Raw genomic sequence first — 23,167 nt, forward strand, 5'->3', positions numbered from 1 at the left:
GAATTTTACATAATTCAAGTGAAAATATTTTTAAACAACCAATAAAAATAAAAATCCTAAAATTTAAGTCTTTCTTAACCCCATTTGAAATGTATTTACATAATTTTATAAATCAAATGTTAAGGCATGTCAAAACACAAAACAAATGGAAAATAATACTAGCAGAAGAAGTTTTTTAAAGCAAACAGCAATACTTTCAACAGGAACCTTAATAGGGAGTTCTTTATTACAGGACGCTTTTGCAAATACTACTCAGCCCCTACTCGAAGAAACTGGGAGCGATATATTTACTAATAGCATTGAAGAAGGAACATTTGTGTTACCAAAATTACCTTATTCTACTGATGCTCTTGAGCCTCATATTGATAAAGCTACTATGGAAATTCATCATGGAAAACACCATCAAGCGTACGTAACCAACTTGAATAAGGCGATAGGAACTCTTGATAAAAAACTGGTCGAATCTTCTAGCTCACTCGAAACTATATTTAAAAAAATGTCACAGTTTCCAGATTCAATACGTAATAATGCGGGAGGCCATTACAATCACACCCTATTTTGGGAGTTACTCTCTCCTAATGGTGGAGGTTTGCCTAAAGGGAAACTAGCCCAAGCAATTACTAGTAGTTTTGGTTCATTTGATGAATTCAAAAAACAATTTGCTGACGCTTCCATGAAACGTTTTGGTTCAGGTTGGGCATGGCTAGTAGTTAAAGATGGTCAACTCGTAATTGGTTCCACAGCTAATCAAGATAATCCATTAATGCGTTTGAAAGGAAAAGGTCTTAAAGGCAAACCGGTCATGGCTTTAGATGTTTGGGAACATGCTTATTACCTCAAAAATCAAAACCGAAGAGCTGATTACATCAACTCTTTTTGGAATGTAATTAACTGGGAAAAAGCTGAACAACTTTTTAATTCCTAATTTTAAAATTGTAAATTTTAATAAAAAAATGCCTCAACACTTTAAATTTTGAGGCATTTTTAGTTTTTTGAAATTCTCAATTGATTTTGAGTTTATAAATCCCGATAAAACGTTTTTTTTAAAAACAATAAAACTACTTCACTCTGAAAAGAGCAAATAATAAATTGTAATTAAATAGTAAAGAATTAAAGTAGACCGCTATTTAACTCTAAATTTTAGAATAAAAACTAATTATCTTCATACCCATCAATTATGTTATTATTAATGTAATTCTTTTGTTAAACTATTTTTTTGGCTGACAAACTTGCTCAAAAAAGAATAGCTTTGTACTTTGAAATTAAAACAATGATTAACCCATCAGCTACAGGTTGGATAGATAAATTTTTTAATGAGCAAGATTTTTCTACAAAATCTGTTGCCATTACCACTGATGCTTTTTATGAAAAAGTAAGAGCAACTGGTTTTATTTATGGTCATATCATTTCCTTTAACACTCCTACTCAAATTCAAACCAAAGGCTGGTTTAAAGATGAAATATCAAAGGTAGCATTGCTTACACTACTCTATGATATTTTTTGTTTGACAAAAGGAGAAAATCAAAGTAATCTTTTCATAAAAGAAACGGTAGCTTTTTATAACCAAATGAATCCTCAGGGATTTAATTTGTTTAAAAAAATATTACCCAAAGATTCACTGGCGCTTACACTTGAAAAAATTATCGATAATCGGGTACAAACTAACGAAAGTATCATTAATAAAAACTTTTCACACTTAGTTACTAATGCTTTATTATTCATAGATATCATTGCTTACCAGCAATACTTGATTCAAGGTGAAATACCAGATAAATATTTAAAAAAAATAGAAGAAACCATAGTAAACGTGGTGACTATTGCTCTCAAAATAAAATCAAAAAAATCACAATACGATGATCTTTTAATCAAACTTTTTGAAGCATCAATACGATACAGTAAGTTTTCAAAAGGAACAACACAAAACTTAGATACACTGCAACTAGATTATTTTACAAATGATCTTGAAAAATACTACTTAATTGATCTAGCCTGTATGGCGTTATGGAGCGATGGAGAAATAGAAAATGAAGAAAATTATTTTTTACACTCACTTGCCACTATTCTAAACATTAATGATGAATTTGTAATTCAAAGCTTAAGCTGTACAAATACATTTATTGCACAACACAAAAAAGATATTCCATATTTTAATTATTCAAATCCAGTAAAACATTTTTACGATCAAACTACGCAAAGTGTGGTTACCTTAATAAGCCGAAATAAAAACCGGCTATTAAAAGAACTCTATCAAAGTAAGGAATTAATGGTTTTGCTTGCTTATTCCACAAGAAGAGATCTTGATGAAAAAGAAAAGAAAAAAGTTAAAAAACAATTGTTAGAAATTTGTAAAACCATACCTTCTCTGACAATTTTTTTACTACCAGGCGGTAGTTTATTACTGCCTATTTTGATAAAATTCATTCCTACCCTACTTCCAACGGCATTCAACGAAAACCTGGACGAAGAATAAAAAAAACCCAAAAAGCAATATGCTCTTTGGGCCTTTAATAATTTAGAATTTTAATTGATATACTTCATCAAGGTCATCTTCTGAGCTTATGTTTACATTTAAATCTGTTACAAAACCTGAATTTAATCCATATACCCATCCGTGCAAGGTTAGATCTTGATTGTTTCGCCATGCTCCCTGAACGATTGATGTTTTTGCAAGATCAAAAACTTGTTCCTTTACATTGAGTTCTACAAAGGTATTGAAACGCTCTGTTTCGTCTTGAATACTATCTAAATAGGTATTGTGCAAGCGATAAACATCTTTAATATGACGAATCCAGTTGTCGATAATCCCAATAGATTGATTACCCATAGCTGCCTTTACACCACCACAACCATAATGCCCGCAAACTATTACGTGCTTTACTTTTAGGACATTAACAGCATAATCTAGTACGCTAAGCATATTCATATCAGTATGCACCACCATATTAGCTATATTACGATGAACAAAAACCTCACCCGGCTTTGCACCCACAATTTCATTTGCTGGAACACGGCTATCAGAACAGCCAATCCACAATAATGGCGGTGTTTGACCTTTAGCTAAATCTGCAAAAAAATTAGGGTCACTAGCCAGCGATGTTTCAACCCATTTTTTATTATTGTCTAATATTTTTTTATAAAAATCGCTCATTATATTTTAATTTAATGTTTGTTAATTATTTTAATCTCTTTTGTAATACATTCAACCTTAAAAATCTATTTCGTCTCCAATTGGTTTTTTAACCATAACCCGTTTAGCTGCGTCATAATAGTGTTCAAAAGTAACATGATTGTTAGAATCATCTGAGTTTTCTAATTCGTAAGCATCTTTAAATCCTTTCAATTTTACTTTAATTTTTTTATCTACAGCTTTAATTGTTTTGAACTCATGAATAAGATCTAAGATGTCATGAGCAATATAAACGGTGTCTTTTGCATCAATAATTACTTTTGACTTTTCGGGAATATCATTCAAAGTTTGCTTGATAGCAGCTTTATTTAAAAATGAAACTTCTTGAGCCAAATCAATGTGAATAACGTCACCTGATTCATAATTCTCTTTTCGAAAGTTGTAAGCTCGTTTTAAATTTCCCTTTAGTACAAAAATGATACTAATAAAGATTCCAAGTGCAACACCTTTGAGTAAGTCTAAAAAAACAACAGCTAAAAGTGTTGCAATAAAAGGAATAAATTGGTATTTCCCTTTATTCCAAAAATGTATAAAAGTACTAGGTTTTGCTAATTTATACCCTACAAGAATAAGCACTGCCGATAACGTAGCTAATGGAATTTTATTGAGAACAAAAGGAATAGCTAGAACACTAACAAGTAACAAAAAGCCATGAATTATGGTAGACATTTTAGATTTAGCACCAGAGTTACTATTCGCTGATGTACGAACAATAACAGAGGTTAAAGGTAAACCGCCTAATAAAGAACTCACAACATTCCCTATTCCTTGCGCTTTTAATTCTATATTAGTATCTGTATAACGCTTTTGAACGTCCATCCTATCAGCAGCTTCAATACTCAATAAAGTTTCTATTGATGCTACAATGGCAATTGTAAAGGCGACAATCCATACTTTAGTATTAGTAACTGCTGCAAAATTTGGTGTTACAATTATGGATTTGAACTCTTGAAAAGTAGATGGAATAGGTAATGAAACCAAATGCTCATTTCCAATGGCTAATTTACTTCCTAAAATCATAAAAATTTCATTAAGTACTACCCCTAGAACAACGGCAATCAAAGCGCCCGGAATCAATTTCATTCTTTTTAAAAAAGGTACTTTGTCCCAAGCTATTAGTATACTCATAGATATTAAAGTAATAACTATAGCTCCAAGTTGTAAATAATTAAAAATATCGAATAAAGCAGTAAAAGTATTACCTCCGTCATTTTGTAAAAAAGCTTGATCGCCTTCAAAATCTTTATCATATCCAAATGCATGAGGTAATTGTTTCAAAATTATTATAATCCCAATTCCTGCTAACATTCCTTCGATAACATTTGTAGGGAAATAATTTGAAATACTACCTGCCTTTGCAAAACCCAAAATTAACTGAATCAAACCTGCAATAAAAACAGCGGTTAAAAAAACATCAAACGCCCCTAAATCGGTAATTGCTGTTAAAACAATTGCTGTTAAACCAGCTGCTGGGCCGGAAACACTTAAACTGGAAGAACTAAAATACCCTACCACAATTCCGCCTACAACTCCTGCAATAATACCCGAAAACAATGGTGCACCAGAGGCCATTGCAATACCTAGACACAAAGGTAGCGCCACTAAAAAAACAACAAGACCTGAAGCAAAATCAGACTTGAGGTGCGCAAAAAGATTACTTTTATTTTTCATAAGATAATGATAATTAATATACAAAGCATAGTCCATATCAAAAAGACACAGACGATTGTTTTTCTACAAAATAACATTACCCCAAGTTAGGAGGAGGTGCGAAAATAAAAGATACTACATTGTCATGTTCACCTATCGTGTTTGAAAAAATAAGCTCAATTTCTTCAAAACAAACGTTTATAAGCTCAATATTTACCAATTCTTGATGAACAAAATTCTTGATATCCTTTTGAGAGTCTTCTTCCTCTTCAGAAAAGTCAAAGAAAACAGATATATCACAGCTCTTTTTAATAATAACAACAATAGTTGGCGCAGCTAGAAAAGCTAAGAATAAAAATAAAAAAAAACGCGCAAACACTTTCATTGATTAAGTAATAAATTCCAGCAAATAGAACTAAAAAATTGCTTAAAAATAAAAAAACAATAGATGAGCTACATGCAATAATGGGATAAAGGTAATAAATATTTTATATAGGTAGCATTTAATTTATTTATAGAAAAAAACCGATTAACGTTAATATTGCTCATAATATCTGCAAATTAATCATAAAGTAAATTGATTGTTTTTATCTTTGCATCATAAAATACTATACATGACAATTACACAACTAAAATATGTTTTGGCAGTAGCAGAACATAAAAATTTTACACTTGCAGCCGAAAAATGTTTTGTTACACAACCAACATTGAGTATGCAAATTCAAAAAATTGAAGAAGAATTGAGTATTCAAATTTTTGATCGTACAAAAAAACCTATACAGCTTACAGATATTGGACAAAAAATTGTAAACCAAGCAAAAAATATAGTTGTTGAGGCTGATCGTATTCAAGATATTGTAGAACAACAAAAAGGGTTTATTGGTGGCGAATTCAGGCTTGGTATCATCCCTACTATTATGCCTACGTTATTGCCAATGTTTTTGAACAACTTTATAAAAAAATACCCTAAAGTTAAGCTCATAATAGAAGAATTAAACACGAATGAAATAATCACTAAACTCAACAACGGTCATCTAGATGCGGGAATTGCTGCTACACCTTTATTAGAAGAAAAAATAAAAGAAATAGTATTGTACTATGAACCTTTTGTTGCTTATATCCCGGAGAGTCATCACCATTTTCAAAAAAATGAAATTGAAGTATCTGATTTGAATTTAGATGAAATTTTATTACTGCAAGATGGACACTGCTTTAGAGATGGGATCTTGAATCTTTGTAAAAGTGGAGATAGAAATGAAGCGAGCCATTTCCAGATTGAAAGTGGGAGTTTTGAAACCCTTATAAAACTAGCCGATGAAGGTCTAGGAACTACCTTATTGCCGTACCTACACACCTTAGACCTTAAAGAAAGTGATGCCTTAAAACTTAAACATTTCAAGGAACCGAAACCTGCTAGAGAAGTAAGTTTAATTTTTTCCAAAAGTGAATTAAAAATTCAAATTATAGATGCGCTAAGAACTACAATTGCAGGAGTAATTAAAGGAGCAATAGTATTTCAAAACGTTCAAATTATTAGTTCTATGTCAAAAAAATAAGGAACTTGAGCGTTCCTTATTTTTTTTATGAATTTACTAATATTAAACATTGTTTTAATTCTGGCTTAGTTACGGTATAACTCAAAAGCCATTCTCTTAAAAGCTCCATTTCGTATGGCAACAATGTTTTTATTGCTTTTTCTAACTCTTTACAGAACAAAGCTGGATCAAAACTTACCCTCTCTAAAATTGATTTGGTATAGTCATACATTATTTTCGACATAGTGCAATTTATTTTTTTATTTGAGACAGCGTAAATTTAAACTAAAAATAAAAATGTTTCACTATTATTTAACTTAGTTTTTAGTTTTCAAACCAAAACAAAGGGTTGAAAGCCTATTAAAAAAATTACTTTTTAAATGCTCTAAACATTTCTCGTTTTCCCGGTGGTCCAGCTAATTTTTCTACAGTAAAACCTACTTCAATCATACTACGTTTGACTACGCCTCTTGCTGCATAAGTCACTAAAACACCTTCTTTTTTAAGGGCTGTATACATTTTTCGAAAAATTTCCGCACTCCATAAATCTGGTTGTACTCGATACCCAAAAGCGTCAAAATAAATTAAATCAAAGGCGTCAACATCATCTATTTGCTCAAAAAACTGTTTCCTTTTTGTGATTTCAAAATGAGGAGCCAGGATGTTTTTTTCTTCCCAATTGCTGGTATGCATCTTCTCAAAAACAGCTTTATATTCCTCAGCCTCTAGTTCAGCTACATAATTCATAGCTAAGACTTCTGTCGCAGATACAGGGTATGCCTCTACTCCTACATAATTTATGAATTGATTTCTTTTATTAGACTCTAACAAAGTAATGAACGCATTAAGACCTGTTCCAAAACCGATTTCTAAAATTGATACTTTTGAATTTGGAAAAAGTGCCAATCCGTTTTTTATAAAAACATGTTCGGCCTCTTGTATGGCACCGTGTTTAGAATGATAACACTCATCCCATTCTGGTAAATGAATGGTTGTAGAACCATCTAGGGTTTGAATTATTTCTCTTTTCAAAATATATATTTAGGTATAAATTAATAGTAATAGCTTTTTTACCAAAATTAGTGAAAACTAAAAGTTTTTTTTACTTCCAGTCATTATTATTTAATAGATACCCTCAAAATTAAACATTATAAGTATATTTTTTTAAATAACAAACAAATCACACTTTTATGCTATAATTAAACGAAATGAATAAAAGTATTCATTGTTTTTTATTTAATTTTGCACGCATTAAACAAAAAGCAATACTTGATTCACATGAATTGTTTTTTTTGTTTGAACAAAAAATAAACAAACAGTACACTATTATGAGTAACACTCTAACTACTAAAATTGAAACTATAAAAGCCACCACATCAAAAATAAACGATGTAGATTTTGAAAACTTAAGCTTCGGTTCTGTTTTTACTGATCATTTATTTGAATGCGATTTCAAAAACGGTGAATGGCAAAATCCTACTATCAAGCCATACGCTCCTTTTTTGATAGATCCATCAACAAGGGTTTTTCATTATGGCCAAGCAATATTTGAAGGAATGAAAGCCTATAAAGATACAAATGACTCTATTTGGCTTTTTAGACCTGATGAAAATTACAATCGTTTTAATAAATCAGCGGTACGTATGGCAATGCCAGAGGTTCCAGAAGATATTTTCATGTCTGGACTTCACCAATTATTACAACTAGACGAAGCCTGGATTAAAAAAGGGAACGGAAACTCGATGTACATAAGACCATTTATGATTGCTACAGGTACAGGAGTAATAGCAAATCCATCAAACGAATATAAATTCATGATTATCTTATCCCCAGTTACCTCTTATTATGCTGGAGATGTTAAGGTTCTTATTGCTGAACACTACAGTAGAGCTGCAAATGGAGGAATAGGTGCTGCAAAAGCTGCGGGTAACTATGCTGCACAATTTTACCCTACAACTTTAGCAAATAAAGAAGGTTTTCAACAAGTTATTTGGACAGACGATGCTACCCACACTAAACTTGAAGAAGCGGGAACTATGAATGTGTTTTTTAGAATCAACGATACCTTATTCACAGCTCCTGTGAGTGAACGTATTCTTGATGGTGTAACTAGAAAAACACTTATTGACTTAGCAAAAAGTGAAGGTATTGATGTTGAAGTTCGTTCTGTACTAGTATCAGAATTAGTTGAAGCAGCAAAAAACGGTACTCTAAAAGAAATATTTGGTGCTGGAACAGCAGCAGTAATTAGTCCTATTTCAGGATTTTCTTTCCAAGATGTGTATTATGATCTTCCAAAGGTTGATCATTCAATTGCCATTCAACTAAAAGAAAAATTAACAAACATTCAAAATAAACTTGACGAAGATACTTTTGGCTGGACAGTGAAAGTATAATTATTTCAAGAACTTAAATTTTAAAAAGTGATTTTCTACTGTGAAAATCACTTTTTTTATTTTTCGTTTAATATGTTTGAAAAATCAGGTTTAAAATAATGAGGTCCTTTCATAACCTTACCATCTTCTCTATAAATAGGTGTTCCATCAGTATTTAATTTGCTCATGTTACTAAGCTGAATGGCTTCAAATACTGCTTCCATTTTATCTTGTAATCCATGGGCTATAATAGTTCCACACAATATATACAACATATCCCCAAGAGCATCAGCTATTTCAACCAAATCATTATTTTGCACTGCTTCTAGATACTCTTCATTTTCTTCTTTCATTAAATTGTATCGTAACAAATGTCTCTTTTCTCCCAAATCAGCAACAGGTGCATCATGAAATCCTAAGTTAAAAGCAGAATGAAATTGTTTTACAGCGTCAATTTGTTTTTTCATATTCTTTTTATTAATTGAGATGCCAAAATAGCAACTATTTCTAAACTATTGATTAAATTTACAAAAAATTGTAAAACATGTTTAGTCAAGGTCAAATCATTTTTGGTATCTTATTTTTTATCGCTTTTGTTATAGCCGCAGTATACTCCTATAGAAAAGACATTCAAGTTCATAAAACATTTTATAAAGGCAATTATAAAATCCTATTGGGATTTATTGGTTTTATTGCTATTCTTTTTTTGATAAAAGTTTTCTTTAAAAGGTAGTTTTCACCTGATTATTAGTCCACTTCTTGTGGGCTTTTTTATTTATTTTATTTCAACACTACCTTTAATCTAAGTATTTACAGAAAAATACAACAATAATAATCAAGCTTTTACAATTTTACAATAGAGGATTTCAAGAACAATTTATAAAAATTTGAGCATTGAAAAACTTTTAAATAAAATCTATAACTTTACAAAATCAAGAAACCAACCCGTTATGCGAATTTTAAAATATATTTTCCTTCTACTTCTACTAAGCCTTGTGGCTTTGACTATATTTATTGCCACTCAAAAAGGAGATTTCACTGTAGAAAGAAGTCATATTATTAAAGCGCCTAAGAATACTGTATACCAATTTGTTAATGATTTAAGAAACTGGGAAGATTTTGCAACCTGGATATCTAAAGATGCAGCTTCAAACCTTTCTTTTTCAGAAAAATCAATAGGCAACGGCGCTACGATGACTTGGGATAACCAAACAAATTCGGGATCAATTGCAACACTTTCATCACAAGAAAACGATAGTATTTCACAAAAAATGGATTTTGATGGCAGTGAATCATCAGTAGTATTGCGTTTTAAAGATACTTTAAATGGGACTAAAGTGACTTGGAAATCTCAAGGAAAAATGAGCTTTACCATGAAAGTAATGGCTGCAATGCAAGGCGGAATAGATAAAATAATGGGTCGCGTTTACGAAAAAAGTTTAGAGAAACTCGAAAAAACATTGGTTTTTGAAACCAATACTTTCAATATAAAAGTCATTGGTCTAAGCACAAAATCAGGAACAAATTACTTAAAACAAACCTTTACAAGCAAGCTTACTAGCGTTTCTAAAAATGCTAATATCGTATTTAATAAATTAACTGCTTTTTGTACCAATAATGGCGTTGAAACAAATGGAAAACCATTTTTATTGTTTCACAATTACAATGCAACAACAGGATTAGCACAAATTTCTTTTTGTATTCCTACTAAAAACCGAATTTTGACTAGCTCAGGTAGTGATATTTTATCAGGTACATTAGAGCCATTTGAAGCCATAAAAACAAATTTAACAGGCGATTATACTCACATAAGCAAGGCTATTCAACAATCTAATGCGTACATAGCTAAAAATAAGGTTGTTGTAAGTCCTAATTTTAGCCATTTAGAAGTTTTTAAAATTAATAAATCAGACGTAAAAAACCCATCAAAATGGGAAACTGAGGTTTATGTGCCGCTTCCGCCAAAAGTGATTCCCGTAACTGCTCCTGTAAAACCTAAGACTGCTACTCCAGTAACTCCTGGCAATCAACCAACTCCAACAGAAATCAAAGAAGAAGATTCTGAATTTTAAAAAAACACCTTTTGGTATTAAACCTTATTATTCAAAAATCATCTTAAACTAAAAAAACATTGTGCAGGAAGAACAGGAATTTATAAACCAATTATTAAACCCCAAAACGCAAAATCAAGCGTTTCAGAGGTTGATATTGGAATATCAAAAACCATTGTATAACCATATCCGCACCATTGTTTTAAATCACGATGATACAGATGATGTTTTGCAAAATTGTTTCATTAAAATTTTTCAACATCTTAAAAGTTTTAAAGGAGATAGCAAACTTTTTTCTTGGATGTACCGTATTGCTACAAATGAGGCCTTGACTTTCTTAAAACAAAAAGCCCGTGCTAATAATATCTCATCTGAGGCTTTGCAAAATAAAACACTCGATAATCTAGAAGCCGATGTATTTTTTGATGGAAATGAAATGCAATTAAAGCTACAACGCGCAATTGCGTTACTACCAGAGAAACAGCAACTGGTTTTTAAAATGAAATACTTTCAAGAACTTAAATATGAAGAAATATCAGAAATTTTAGGCACCACAGTAGGCGGATTGAAAGCCTCCTATCACCTAGCCGTAAAAAAAATTGAAGCTTTTGTTTCTTCCACTTAAACCTTTTAGTATTAACATTGTCTAAACACTATTATGAAGACATTTAAATTAGAAAACGAACCAAAAATAGAACCTGGATTTAAAGTTCCTGATCATTATTTTGACACTTTTTCTGCAAAGATGATGCAGCAATTAGAGCAAAATGAACCACCCGTTATTTCTATTTTTCAACGAAAGAAAACTTTAATATTCTCTGCTGTAGCTGCCGTATTAGTTTTAGCGCTGATGGTTCCTTTAGTGGTACAACAACAAAACAATAAAGAAAATGAGCTAGAAACAGCTGCATTAGAAAATTATATTACTTATCAAACAAATGTAAATCAATACGATTTAATTAATGGTTTGAATTATGAAGAAATTGAAAATATGAAAACTCCAATTGCCTTAGAAGATGAGACAATTGAAGAACATTTTTCAACAAATACCAACTTAGAAAATTTAATTTTAGAATAATAGATTAAAAAAAAATACAATGAATAATTCCAAAATAATACTCCTTGCTTTATTATTTGTTTCTTTTAATTTTTACGCTCAAGGCGAAAGTATGAAAGAAAAAAGAGAGCAAATAAAAGTTTTGAAAGCTGCTTTTTTTACCACAGAAATAGGATTTACAACTACCGAAGCCGAAAAGTTTTGGCCTGTTTACAATACTTATGATGATAAACAATTTGAGTTAAGACATCAAAAAATGAAATCCTATGTAAAACGAATGAGCGATGGTTCTCTTGATAAAATTAATGAGAAAGAAGCCAAACTTTTTTTAGCTCAAATTGAGGGCACAGAAGAAGAATTATTCTTAGTTCGCAAACGCTTTTTACAAAATTTGAGAACGTTTTTACCAGCTGTAAAGATTGTAAAATTAAAAAAGGCCGAAGAAGATTTCAATAAAAAATTACTCCAACAATACCGCAATAACGGACAAAAAAATTAATTTCCTTTTTTATTAATTCAAGAACTACCCTCAGTGTCTAGCATATTGAGGGTAGTTTTTTTTTATTTAAATTGTAACCGAATCATTTTATTTTGGCCAGCTGCAATAGCCGTAGTTGCATTAATAAAGCGAATGGTATTCAATTTTGAATCAGTTGCTAATTGTTTCCAAGAAACACCTCCATCCCCAGAATAAAATATTCCAGAGTAACCCACCGTAACAATACCTTTCCCTTTACTATTAGGCACATATTGCACACAAGATGCATAACCAAAAGCCATATTCTCAGCTACTAGTTTCCAAGTTTTTCCTCCATCAACAGTTATGGCTTTATTTGAATGATTTTGATCTCTATTTTCATAATCTCCACCAGATACAAACCCTATTTTTTCATTGTAAAAATCAGCAGTAAATATTCCTGTCATGCTTTTACCTTGTACAATAGGCGTTTCATAAACTGTCCAAGACTTTCCTTTATTTGGCGAATAAAAAACTCTTGACTTAACTCCACCAGAGACAATCCAAGCAGAAGAACCTTTTACTACAATATTAGTGTTGCTTGCTGCAAAAGCAGCCTCTCCAGCACTTGTTGTAGGCATGAGTATGTCAGGAACTTTTTTCCATGAAGCTCCGCCATCACGAGTAATGATAACATTTAAACCAGTGGAAACAGGGTCACCCATGGCTATACCTTCTTTATTATTCCAAAATTGCATACTATCAAAAAAAACCTTTTCATGATTTTCTTGATAGACCAATTTAGTAGTTAAATCTTTTTTAGAAATTTGATATAGCATTGCAGGGTTCGATACACTCAAAACATAAACGTAATCTCTAGTTTGTGCATTACTTCTAAATTCTAATTGCAATGTATCCTTAACAATTTTGTTTTCAGTTTTTTTATTTGTTGCCAAATCAAAGTAGCCATACCGATTTTTATCAGCCACATACCAAATTTTAGTTCCATCAATCACTAAAGATCGAATGCTAATTTTATCTTCAAATAAGGTATCAATACTTACATTCTTAAAAACAGAGCTTTCCATCCCCGTTTTATTAGCATTAACTTGACTTTTACAAGAAACGATAAAAAGCACCCATAAAATAAAGGAAAAACGACAATTCATACACAAATAATTTTAGGCTAATATACAATTATAAATCAACAGTTATTCACTAAAAAATACTGGCACAGTAATTGGTTACTACATAAATGTGAAACTAATTCCATTATATATGAAAACTAAACTACTCCTATTCAGTGTCATGACTACCTTATTAGTCACAACTTCTCAGGCACAAGATAGAACATCAGTAAACGCCATGAATTCTGAAATAAGCGATAATCTAGATTTGAGAGCAATAGCTTCCATTTTTGGTGATTCCAGAGATCTTGATGATTTTGAAAGAAGATTAAACGACCCGAAAGCTCAGATATCTAATCTAGATTTAAACAACGACAATCAAGTTGATTATTTAAGAGTTGTAGAATCGGTAGAGAGCAACACACACCTAATTGTTGTTCAAGCTGTGCTAGACAGAGATGTATACCAAGATGTAGCTACAATTGATGTTGAAAGAGATAGAAACAATAAAGTTCAGGTACAAGTAATAGGGGATGTTTACATGTATGGTGATAATTATATTTATGAGCCAGTTTACTATACTACTCCTGTAATTTACGCATCATTCTGGAGACCTTCCTACCGTGCCTATACTTCTAGATGGAACTGGGGATATTACCCATCGTACTACTATACTTGGAATCCTTTCCCTGTGTTTAGATATAGAAATAATATTTCAATTTGTTTAAATAGCTATAACAGTTACAATTATGTAAATTATAGAACAAGCAGTAGAGCGGTTGTTCTTTATAACTCAAGACGCTCTAATGGGTATGAAAGACAATATCCAAACTATGCTTTTTCAAGACGTAATGTGGCTGTATCAAACCGATATGAACTAGACCAAAGAAGAACAAGCTCAAGAGTAGAAAACACTTATGGTAGACGCACCACCAATGATGCTAATAGATACTCTACAAATAGTAGCAGAGAAAACCGTACGGCACAAAACAGTACTTCTGGTAGATATGAATCAAAAGGAAGATCTCGCACAGAAAATAGCAACAATTCAAATCCAATACCAACAAGAACTGAAAACAACAGATATAGCACAAGAACTAGTGGAGAGACAACCACTGCTAACGGGCGATCTGATAGAAGCTACTCTCAAAATAGAGGCAATACAAGCAATGAAAGAGTTATGCAAAGAAGCGAAAACCAAACTGCAACAACTCAAAGTAGATCAAATTCTGAAAACAGCATACCATCAAGAAGAGAAAGTTCACCGAGAGATTATTCGCAAAACAGATCAAGTTCAGCTCCACAAGCTGCGCCACAAAGACAAGAATCAAGTTCTAGGGGTAATTCTGGTAGAGGATCTGAAACAAGAGGAAATAGCAATCAAAGAGGAAGTTCTGAACGATCAGAAAATAGAAGATCTTAGATTTGATTAAAATACTTGAAAAACACGACAATTTTAGTCGTGTTTTTTTTTACACAAAAAGCACCTAATATATTATAAAAGTGTAAATTTGAAACGTTTTTAAAAAAAAATTTCATGAACGCTTCACACAAAGACCTCCATACTAAATGGACATTAGGCGGGTTATTAATTTCATTAGGAATCATTTACGGAGATATAGGAACTTCACCTTTGTATGTGATGAAAGCCATACTTGGCACTCATTTAATAGTATCAGATATCGTTTTGGGAGGTATCTCCTGTGTTTTTTGGACTCTTACGCTACAAACAACCATTAAATATGTGATTATCACACTTAGCGCAGACAATCATGGTGAAGGAGGAATTTTTGCACTGTACGCATTGGTTAAGAAAACTAAAATTCAATGGTTAATCGTTCCAGCAATAATTGGAGGAAGTGCTTTACTAGCAGATGGTATCATTACACCTCCCATATCGGTTTCTTCAGCCGTTGAGGGTATAAGAACCTATTATCCTGAAATCAATACAATCCCAATAGTTATTACCATTTTATTCATTTTGTTCATGATACAACAATTTGGAACAAAATTAGTTGGGAAATTCTTTGCTCCCATGATGCTTATTTGGTTCGGGATGCTAGCTATTTTGGGGATTTCTCAAATTACTCAAAATACCGAAGTATTAAAAGCTGTAAACCCGTATTATGCATACCACTTATTATCCATTCATCCTGAAGGATTTTTTGTACTTGGTTTTGTTTTCTTATGTACTACTGGTGCTGAGGCATTATATTCTGATATGGGACACTGTGGCCGTAAAAATATCCGAATTAGTTGGGTTTTTGTAAAACTAGCATTGGTTCTAAATTATTTTGGACAAGCTGCTTACTTATTACAACATGAGGGTGAAACTTTACAAAGTATTGGTGGAAAAAATGGGAATCCGTTTTACTTAATTATGCCAGATTGGTTTCAACCAATAGGTATTGTAATAGCTACACTTGCTGCTGTTATTGCATCACAAGCTTTGATTAGTGGTTCATTTACCTTAATAAATGAAGCTATGAGGCTTAACTTTTGGCCAAAAGTAAAAATCAAATATCCTACAGAATTAAAAGGACAATTGTACATTCCGTCAATCAACTGGTTGTTGTTTATAGGCTGTGTTGGTATTGTATTGCATTTTGAAGAATCTAGCAACATGGAGCATGCTTACGGACTAGCTATTATCCTATGTATGATCATGACTACCATTTTATTGAATTACTATTTGATTATGAAAAGGGTAAAATTATATTTTATAGTTCCCTTAATCACGATTTATTTAGTAATCGAATTCAGTTTCTTAGCTGCTAATATTACCAAATTTGCCGAAGGTGGTTACGTAACACTTTTTATCGCTATAGCATTGATATCAGTAATGACAATTTGGTATTTGGCTAAGAAAATTAATAAAAGTTACACCAAACTGGTTAAAATTGAAGATTACAAGAAAGTACTTGTTGAATTAAGTGCCGATTTATCAATCCCAAAATATGCAACACATTTAGTTTACATGACTAACGCTGGACGAGTTGATGAAATAGAGGAAAAAGTAATGTATTCTATCTTACAAAAAAGACCTAAAAGAGCTGACATATATTGGTTTGTTCATGTCAATATTCTTACAGAACCTTACAAAACCGAATACAAAGTTACCGAAATTGTAAAAGACGATTTATACCGTGTAGACTTTAACCTTGGTTTTAGAGAACCAACTAAAATCAATCTTATGTTCCGTGAAGTTATTAGAGACATGGTTAAGAAGGGCGAAGTAGATATCACAAGTAGGTACGAATCTCTAAACAAAAACAATATTATAGGAGATTTTAAATTCGTATTATCCGAAAAATTCCTTTCTAACGATAGTGATTTAAGATGGCATGAAAAATTAATCATGAATTCATACTTTTTTATCAAAAAGCTAAGTCTTTCAGAAGAACGCGCTTTTGGTTTAGACAGTAGTTCTGTTAAAATTGAAAAATTCCCAATGGTACTTCATGCACCAGAAAACATAGGGCTCACGCGAGTAAAATAAATTAAGAATACATTTTAAAAAGCATTGTAGCAATACAGTGCTTTTTTTATGAAAATTTTTTAAACAACATTCAGTACTAAAATTTAACATTCAAATCAATTAATAGTACCTTTGCACCTCAATTATTTAAAATGAGATTACACAGAAATTTAGTTTACACAACAATAGATGCTTTAAACGCTATTTTTAATGAAGGCGAATACGCCGATAAAGTAGTAGCAAGATCCTTAAAAAAAGACAAACGTTGGGGAAGTTCAGACAGGAAGTTTGTAGCCGAAACCATTTATGAAATTGTGCGTTGGAAACGATTATACTCTGAAATAGCAGAGGTTAAAGAGCCGTACGATAGAGATAATTTATGGAGAATGTTCTCTGTATGGGCCGTTTTAAGAGGCTACCCAATCCCTGATTGGCGCCAGCTTGAAGGTACTCCTGAACGAAAAATAAAAGGTCGTTTTGATGAACTGTCAAAAGTAAGAGCTCTGAAAGAATCTATACCTGACTGGATGGATGAGCTAGGTGTAAGTGAACTTGGAGAAAAAGTTTGGTCTAAAGAAATTACAGCACAAAACCAACCTGCGAAAGTTATCCTTAGAGTAAATACGTTAAAAACAACTCGAGAAGCTTTGCGTGCTATTTTAATGGATTTAAACATTGAAACAGATACGCTTAAAGATCAACCAGATGCACTTGTTTTAAAAGAAAGAGCCAATGTATTTTTGACAGATGCTTTTAAACAAGGATTTTTCGAGGTTCAAGATGCAAATTCTCAACTAGTTGCAGCATTTTTGGATGTAAAACCAGGAATGAGAGTAGTTGATACATGTGCAGGTGCAGGCGGAAAAACACTTCACATTGCCTCTTTGATGGAAAATAAAGGACAATTAATTGCAATGGATTTATATGAAAGTAAATTAAAGCAGTTAAAAATTAGAGCCAAAAGAGATGGTGCTTTCAATATTGAGTATCGCATCATAGACTCTACTAAAGTTATAAAAAAATTACACGAGAGAGCTGATAGAGTTTTGATTGATGCTCCATGTAGTGGTTTAGGAGTTTTAAAAAGAAACCCTGATGCTAAATGGAAATTAAAACCAGAGTTCATTGATAATATTCGTAAAGTTCAATCTGAAGTTTTAGAAAGTTATTCCAAAATTGTGAAACCAGGAGGGAAATTAGTTTATGCAACTTGCTCTATTTTACCATCCGAAAACCAAGATCAAGTGAAACGTTTTTTAACTACCGAAATTGGAAAACAATTTACTTTCGTTAAAGATCATAAAATCCTAGCATCAGAGTCAGGGTTTGATGGCTTTTACATGGCGCTTCTAGAACGTAAAGAATAATATTAAAAGCTTATAGCACAAAAAAAGCTCCAATTTCTAAATTAGAAATTGGTGCTTTTTTTTATTAATTCTCTTCGTCTGTAAAGTGTGATTTAGAGTAACCTCGCCATTTTTCAATACAATCTTGAAAATCTTGAGGCAACTCAGTATCAAAACGCATCATTTCACCAGTTGTAGGATGAATAAATCCGAGTGTTTTTGCGTGAAGTGCTTGCCTTGGTAACGCTTTAAAACAGTTGTCTATAAACTGTTTGTATTTTGTAAATGTAGTTCCTTTCAATATCAAGTGACCTCCATAACGCTCATCATTAAATAAGGGATGCCCAATGTGTTTCATATGGGCCCGAATTTGATGTGTCCGTCCAGTCTCTAGCTGACATGATATTAAAGTAACATACCCAAAACGTTCTAACACTTTATAATGTGTTACAGCAGGTTTCCCTATTTCAGGATCAGCAAAAACAGCCATTTGCATACGATCTTTCAAATGTCTCGCTAAATTTCCTTCTATCGTGCCACTATCATCAGTCACATTCCCCCACACAAGAGCAACATATTCTCTTTCTGATGTTTTTGCTTCAAATTGCTTGGCAAGATGCGTCATAGCAGCTTCGGTCTTTGCAATCACTAACAAGCCCGAAGTATCTTTATCAATTCGGTGAACAAGTCCAGGACGTTCACTACTATTCATAGGCAAATTATCAAAATGATGGGCTAATGCATGAACTAAGGTTCCAGTATAATTCCCATGACCAGGATGCACTACCATTCCAGGTAATTTATTGATCAACAATAAAGTATCATCTTCATAAACAATATCAAGCGGAATATCCTCTGGAATAATATGATTTTCATACGGAGGATGAGAAAGCATAACCCGTACCACATCATGTGCCTTAACTTTGTAATTTGACTTAACCGTGGCATCATTTACAAAAATATTACCTTCACTGGCTGCTGTTTGAATTTTATTTCGGGTTGCATTTTGTATTAAACCCATCAAATATTTGTCAATCCTTAAAGAGGCTTGACCTTTTGGAACTTCAAACCTAAAATGTTCAAATAATTCGTCTTCTAAATCTATTGTCTCTATATTATTGTTCATCAACTGGTATTTCTTCTATTGGTGCCGCAAGGGTATCTGCAGCGCTTTCTTCTTCTTCAAAACTCATTTTTCCATCTCCCAAGACCAAGTCAATTTTGGACGATTTAAGCACTCTATCACCTGCTTTCAAATTCCTTCCTTTATAACGCATCTCCAGCACCATATCTTTCCCTAGATTTGGCACATAAGTAACAGTCCCTTCATCAAGTCCAAGTGCTTTTAAAGTAGGAACAGCTTCGCGGTAGGTTTTATTAACTAAATCAGGAATTCGCACAGATGAATATCCTGAAGTATTAATTTTTATATAAATTTTTCTACCTACTTTCACCTTAGTACCTGGTGTAGGATCTTGTTCTACAACACTAAACTGAGGAAAATCACTTCTATAATCAACACTGTCTAATAGTTCATAGTCTAAATCAAGCTCATCGAGTTTTTCTTCTACTTGTTCCTCGGTTAATTTTCTTAAATCTGGAACCGAAATTTCATTACCGTGATCTGTGGTAAATGTAAGCCAATGCATGAATAAATACACTAAAGCAACAATAATCCCAAGTGCTAAAATTACTTGAACAACAAAAACACGACTGGTAAGATACTTACGTAAACTCATAAAATAATTTTTAATTGTGGCAAAGATAAAGCTATTTCGTTTCAAAAAAAATGATAATTTTGTTTAATCGTTTTTAGGAATTATACGCGCTATTTTTTTGGAGCTTATTCCCGCTATACGCTTGTATCTTTGCTTTTTTAAAGAAAAAAAACAAAGGATACCGCTGCTATCGGGGCTAAAACAAATCATAAGCTGTCTTACCTTTTTTAAACAAAAAACACATCACTTTAAAACTGAATAAAATGAAAAATATTGCCATCATCATGGGCGGGTATTCAAGCGAATATAAAATATCACTCATCAGCGGAAACGTTGTCTATCAATACCTTGACAAGACAAAATACAATCGCTTTCGCATCCATATTTTAAAAGAAAAATGGGTTTACGTTGACGCAAATGATGCTGAATTTCCAATAGATAAAAATGATTTTTCAGTAACTGTTGCAGGCAGCAAGACTACTTTCGACTGTGTTTTCAATGCCATTCACGGCACACCCGGCGAAGATGGATTAATGCAGGCCTACTTTGAACTATTGCACATCCCGCAAACTTCTTGCGATTACTATCAAGCCGCATTAACGTTCAATAAACGCGATTTACTGTCGGTTTTAAAACCATATGGTATAAAAACCGCTACTTCTTACTATTTAAACAAAGGAGATATCATCAATACCGATGAAATTGTAAATAAAGTTGGTTTACCTTGCTTTGTAAAACCTAATAAAGCGGGTTCTAGCTTCGGAATTTCTAAAGTAAAAACTGCTGCTGAATTGCCTATCGCGATTGAAGTTGCTTACAAAGAAGACAACGAAATAATAATAGAAAGTTTCCTTGACGGAACTGAGGTTTCTGTAGGTGTTATAAATTATAAAGGAACAGTGACCGTTTTACCAATAACCGAAATCGTTTCAGAAAATGATTTTTTCGATTATGAAGCCAAATATTTAGGTAAATCACAAGAAATCACACCGGCAAGAATCTCAGATGAAATGACACAAAAAGTCAGCGAGATCGCTAAACGCGCTTACGAAGTACTCAAAATGAAAGGTTTCTCCAGAAGCGAATTTATTATTGTAAATGAAGAACCACACATGCTTGAAATGAATACTATTCCAGGTTTAACCACCGAAAGTTTAATTCCGCAACAAGCCAAAGCTGCAGGAATTTCATTGGAAGATTTGTTTACTAATGCGATAGAATTGGCTTTAAATAACTAACTTTCCATTATGACAGAAATCTTTGAATGGAACCGATTATTATTCAATGATCTACCGGAATCCTTCCTTTTAGAAGTCATTTTCCGTTCTACCATAATGTTTTCCGTTTTGCTATTGACATTAAAAGTAGCTGGCAAACGGGGTGTGAAACAATTATCCGTATTTGAAACGGTCATCATTATTGCATTGGGATCAGCAGCCGGAGACCCCATGTTTTATGAAAAAGTTGGTATCATTCCACCGATAACCGTATTTCTGGTTATTATACTTTTGTACCGATTAGTAACTTGGCTCACCGGAAAAAGTAAACGCTTTGAAGAGTTTATAGAAGGAAAAACCGAATGTATCATCAGCGAAGGGAAATTTTCAATCGCTACTTTCAAAAAGGAGAGCCTGGCACAAGATGAATTCTTTTCGGAACTTCGATTGAAATCAATAGAGCATTTAGGACAGGTTAAGAATGCATTTATGGAAACAAGTGGAGAGATTAGTGTTTTCTATTACGAAGACCACGAAGTCCAGCCAGGATTGCCAATTTTGCCTTTTTTATTCAAATTAAAAAGTAAAAAAATCCCAACAGAAGGTATGTATTCCTGTACGTTTTGCGGCAACACAGAAAGCCATAAACCAGGTAATGCCCTATGCAGTGTTTGTATAAAATCTGAATGGGTTGAGGCCATACAAACAATCCGAAAAACCTAGTTCAACCCAAAGAAAATCATTTTGATTTAATTATAACTTTTACAATGAGAAAAGCCATATTCCCGGGTTCATTTGACCCAATCACTTTAGGACATGAAGACATCATCAAAAGAAGCTTACCCTTATTTGATGAAATAGTTATTGCCATTGGAGTCAATGCCGAAAAAAAATACATGTTCTCTCTAGAAGAAAGGAAACGATTTATTGAGGAGACTTTTAAGGATGAACCTAAAGTTTCAGTAATTACCTATGAAGGATTAACCACTGATCTTTGTAAAAAATTGAAAGCAGATTTTATCCTGCGTGGTTTGCGCAATCCAGCTGATTTCGAATTTGAAAAAGCTATTGCGCACACCAATCGTAGGTTATCAAAAATAGAAACGGTGTTTTTATTGACCGCAGCAAAAACGTCGTATATCAGTTCCAGTATAGTTCGAGATGTAATTCGCAACAACGGGCAATATGAGATGTTAGTTCCTGATGCGGTTAGGATAAAATAATACTTCTAAGATTGATATAATTCGTTAAATAGTCACAAAAACAAGTTTTCTAAAAATAGAAATACATAATTTCGTCAAAAAATAAAAGCCATCAAACATGAGTATAGAAAGAGAATTAAGCAAACGCAGCGGGTCAAAATGTGAACTATGCGGTTCAACTGAGAACTTAAAAGTTTATCAAGTTTTACCAACCAAAAAAGGCGGACTTGACGAAAGTATTATGGCTTGTACGACGTGCATTGACCAAATTGAAAATCCAGATAACGTAGATTTAAATCACTGGAGATGTTTAAATGATAGCATGTGGAGTGAACATACTGCCGTACAAGTTGTCGCATGGAGAATGTTAAGTCGTATGCGCAATGCGGGATGGCCTCAGGAATTATTAGACCAAATGTATCTTGATGAAGAAGTTTTAGCTTGGGCGCAAGCTACAGGCGAAGGAGAGGAAGACGAAAACAAAATCATACACCGTGATAGCAATGGAGTAATACTAGAAACAGGAGACTCTGTTGTATTAATCAAAGATTTAAAAGTAAAAGGCTCTAGCATGGTTGCCAAGCAAGGAACTGCTGTACGTAACATCAGACTGGATCATGAAAACGCTGAATATATTGAAGGCAAAGTAGATGGTCAAACTATTGTAATTATCACTCAGTATGTAAAGAAAACATAGTTTATAATAATCAGCTTGCATTAACAAGTTGACAGAAAAATATATACATCAAACTAAAAATCGTTAACAG

At 32.6% G+C, this 23,167-nt stretch carries 24 protein-coding genes; 15 read left to right on the plus strand and 9 right to left on the minus strand.

What is annotated here, in order from left to right; translation table 11 throughout:
- The first annotated feature begins 298 nt into the window (after positions 1-298).
- Both K5V07_RS09580 and K5V07_RS09585 read left to right on the plus strand, forming a co-directional pair.
- Positions 299-925: a superoxide dismutase gene (locus K5V07_RS09580; protein WP_255577994.1), complete on the plus strand. Its 627-nt coding sequence runs from the start codon at positions 299-301 to the stop codon at positions 923-925.
- A gap of 345 nt (positions 926-1,270) precedes the next feature.
- A complete protein-coding gene (locus tag K5V07_RS09585) occupies positions 1,271-2,470 on the plus strand; it encodes an LETM1-related biofilm-associated protein (RefSeq protein ID WP_221918173.1) in 1,200 nt (399 codons plus the stop codon).
- 42 nt (positions 2,471-2,512) lie between these two features.
- Here K5V07_RS09585 and can read toward each other — a convergent pair whose 3' ends face one another.
- From can to K5V07_RS09600, 3 genes are all read right to left on the minus strand, one after another.
- Complete coding sequence (gene can, locus K5V07_RS09590; protein WP_182651960.1) at positions 2,513-3,148, minus strand: carbonate dehydratase; 636 nt, start codon at positions 3,146-3,148, stop codon at positions 2,513-2,515.
- Positions 3,149-3,205: 57 nt separating this feature from the next.
- The gene (locus K5V07_RS09595; RefSeq protein ID WP_221917282.1) at positions 3,206-4,858 is read right to left on the minus strand and encodes a SulP family inorganic anion transporter; all 1,653 of its coding nucleotides are present in this window, start codon (positions 4,856-4,858) and stop codon (positions 3,206-3,208) included.
- Between the two features lie 76 nt (positions 4,859-4,934).
- A complete protein-coding gene (locus K5V07_RS09600) occupies positions 4,935-5,222 on the minus strand; it encodes a hypothetical protein (protein ID WP_221917283.1) in 288 nt (95 codons plus the stop codon).
- Between the two features lie 229 nt (positions 5,223-5,451).
- Here K5V07_RS09600 and K5V07_RS09605 point away from each other — a divergent pair, with 229 nt between their 5' ends.
- On the plus strand, positions 5,452-6,393 hold the full coding sequence (locus K5V07_RS09605; RefSeq protein WP_221917284.1) for a LysR substrate-binding domain-containing protein: 942 nt from the start codon (positions 5,452-5,454) through the stop codon (positions 6,391-6,393).
- Between the two features lie 25 nt (positions 6,394-6,418).
- Here K5V07_RS09605 and K5V07_RS09610 read toward each other — a convergent pair whose 3' ends face one another.
- Together K5V07_RS09610 and mnmD are read right to left on the minus strand one after the other, a co-directional pair.
- Positions 6,419-6,616 (minus strand): hypothetical protein, encoded by a 198-nt coding sequence (locus K5V07_RS09610; RefSeq protein ID WP_144892588.1) that lies wholly within the window; start codon positions 6,614-6,616, stop codon positions 6,419-6,421.
- A 125-nt stretch (positions 6,617-6,741) separates the two neighbouring features.
- Positions 6,742-7,404 carry a tRNA (5-methylaminomethyl-2-thiouridine)(34)-methyltransferase MnmD gene (gene mnmD / locus K5V07_RS09615; protein ID WP_221917285.1) on the minus strand — a complete coding sequence of 221 codons (663 nt, stop codon included), beginning with the start codon at positions 7,402-7,404 and terminating at the stop codon, positions 6,742-6,744.
- 296 nt (positions 7,405-7,700) lie between these two features.
- Between mnmD and K5V07_RS09620 the strand changes: the two genes are divergently transcribed.
- Complete coding sequence (locus K5V07_RS09620; protein WP_144892592.1) at positions 7,701-8,768, plus strand: branched-chain amino acid aminotransferase; 1,068 nt, start codon at positions 7,701-7,703, stop codon at positions 8,766-8,768.
- Between the two features lie 56 nt (positions 8,769-8,824).
- On the opposite strand, the gene K5V07_RS09625 is transcribed toward K5V07_RS09620, so the two are convergent.
- Positions 8,825-9,214, minus strand: coding sequence for a nucleoside triphosphate pyrophosphohydrolase family protein (locus K5V07_RS09625; protein ID WP_144892595.1), 390 nt, complete (start codon positions 9,212-9,214; stop codon positions 8,825-8,827).
- Between the two features lie 528 nt (positions 9,215-9,742).
- Here K5V07_RS09625 and K5V07_RS09630 point away from each other — a divergent pair.
- The 4 genes from K5V07_RS09630 to K5V07_RS09645 all read left to right on the plus strand — a co-directional run bounded on the left by K5V07_RS09630 (position 9,743) and on the right by K5V07_RS09645 (position 12,354).
- The gene (locus tag K5V07_RS09630) at positions 9,743-10,819 is read left to right on the plus strand and encodes an SRPBCC family protein (protein ID WP_255577995.1); all 1,077 of its coding nucleotides are present in this window, start codon (positions 9,743-9,745) and stop codon (positions 10,817-10,819) included.
- A gap of 61 nt (positions 10,820-10,880) precedes the next feature.
- On the plus strand, positions 10,881-11,423 hold the full coding sequence (locus tag K5V07_RS09635; RefSeq protein WP_144892601.1) for an RNA polymerase sigma factor: 543 nt from the start codon (positions 10,881-10,883) through the stop codon (positions 11,421-11,423).
- 33 nt (positions 11,424-11,456) lie between these two features.
- Entirely contained in the window at positions 11,457-11,876 is a 420-nt protein-coding gene (locus K5V07_RS09640; RefSeq protein ID WP_144892604.1) for a hypothetical protein, read from the plus strand.
- 19 nt (positions 11,877-11,895) lie between these two features.
- The gene (locus K5V07_RS09645) at positions 11,896-12,354 is read left to right on the plus strand and encodes a sensor of ECF-type sigma factor (protein ID WP_144892606.1); all 459 of its coding nucleotides are present in this window, start codon (positions 11,896-11,898) and stop codon (positions 12,352-12,354) included.
- Between the two features lie 62 nt (positions 12,355-12,416).
- On the opposite strand, the gene K5V07_RS09650 is transcribed toward K5V07_RS09645, so the two are convergent.
- Positions 12,417-13,481: an oxidoreductase gene (locus K5V07_RS09650; protein WP_221917287.1), complete on the minus strand. Its 1,065-nt coding sequence runs from the start codon at positions 13,479-13,481 to the stop codon at positions 12,417-12,419.
- Between the two features lie 109 nt (positions 13,482-13,590).
- Between K5V07_RS09650 and K5V07_RS09655 the strand changes: the two genes are divergently transcribed.
- From K5V07_RS09655 to K5V07_RS09665, 3 genes are all read left to right on the plus strand, one after another.
- Positions 13,591-14,862: a hypothetical protein gene (locus K5V07_RS09655; protein ID WP_221917288.1), complete on the plus strand. Its 1,272-nt coding sequence runs from the start codon at positions 13,591-13,593 to the stop codon at positions 14,860-14,862.
- A 114-nt stretch (positions 14,863-14,976) separates the two neighbouring features.
- Positions 14,977-16,938, plus strand: a complete 1,962-nt coding sequence (locus tag K5V07_RS09660; protein WP_144892612.1) for a KUP/HAK/KT family potassium transporter — start codon at positions 14,977-14,979, stop codon at positions 16,936-16,938.
- Between the two features lie 131 nt (positions 16,939-17,069).
- A complete protein-coding gene (locus tag K5V07_RS09665; protein WP_158729461.1) occupies positions 17,070-18,284 on the plus strand; it encodes an RsmB/NOP family class I SAM-dependent RNA methyltransferase in 1,215 nt (404 codons plus the stop codon).
- A 64-nt stretch (positions 18,285-18,348) separates the two neighbouring features.
- Here the strand turns inward: K5V07_RS09665 and K5V07_RS09670 are convergent, their stop codons facing one another.
- Positions 18,349-19,389 carry an RluA family pseudouridine synthase gene (locus K5V07_RS09670; RefSeq protein WP_221917289.1) on the minus strand — a complete coding sequence of 347 codons (1,041 nt, stop codon included), beginning with the start codon at positions 19,387-19,389 and terminating at the stop codon, positions 18,349-18,351.
- Complete coding sequence (locus tag K5V07_RS09675; RefSeq protein ID WP_221917290.1) at positions 19,379-20,002, minus strand: PASTA domain-containing protein; 624 nt, start codon at positions 20,000-20,002, stop codon at positions 19,379-19,381. The genes K5V07_RS09670 and K5V07_RS09675 overlap by 11 nt, the downstream gene beginning before the upstream one ends.
- Before the next feature lie 242 nt (positions 20,003-20,244).
- Here K5V07_RS09675 and K5V07_RS09680 point away from each other — a divergent pair, with 242 nt between their 5' ends.
- From K5V07_RS09680 to K5V07_RS09695, 4 genes are all read left to right on the plus strand, one after another.
- On the plus strand, positions 20,245-21,219 hold the full coding sequence (locus K5V07_RS09680; RefSeq protein WP_221917291.1) for a D-alanine--D-alanine ligase: 975 nt from the start codon (positions 20,245-20,247) through the stop codon (positions 21,217-21,219).
- Positions 21,220-21,228: 9 nt separating this feature from the next.
- Positions 21,229-21,921, plus strand: a complete 693-nt coding sequence (locus K5V07_RS09685) for a DUF421 domain-containing protein (protein ID WP_221917292.1) — start codon at positions 21,229-21,231, stop codon at positions 21,919-21,921.
- A gap of 44 nt (positions 21,922-21,965) precedes the next feature.
- Positions 21,966-22,421 carry a pantetheine-phosphate adenylyltransferase gene (gene coaD, locus K5V07_RS09690; protein ID WP_221917293.1) on the plus strand — a complete coding sequence of 152 codons (456 nt, stop codon included), beginning with the start codon at positions 21,966-21,968 and terminating at the stop codon, positions 22,419-22,421.
- A 97-nt stretch (positions 22,422-22,518) separates the two neighbouring features.
- Positions 22,519-23,097 carry an alkylphosphonate utilization protein gene (locus K5V07_RS09695; protein ID WP_144892626.1) on the plus strand — a complete coding sequence of 193 codons (579 nt, stop codon included), beginning with the start codon at positions 22,519-22,521 and terminating at the stop codon, positions 23,095-23,097.
- Positions 23,098-23,167: the final 70 nt, after the last annotated feature.

This window comes from Flavobacterium sp. CHNK8, from assembly GCF_019774515.1.
Taxonomy (GTDB): domain Bacteria; phylum Bacteroidota; class Bacteroidia; order Flavobacteriales; family Flavobacteriaceae; genus Flavobacterium; species Flavobacterium tiangeerense.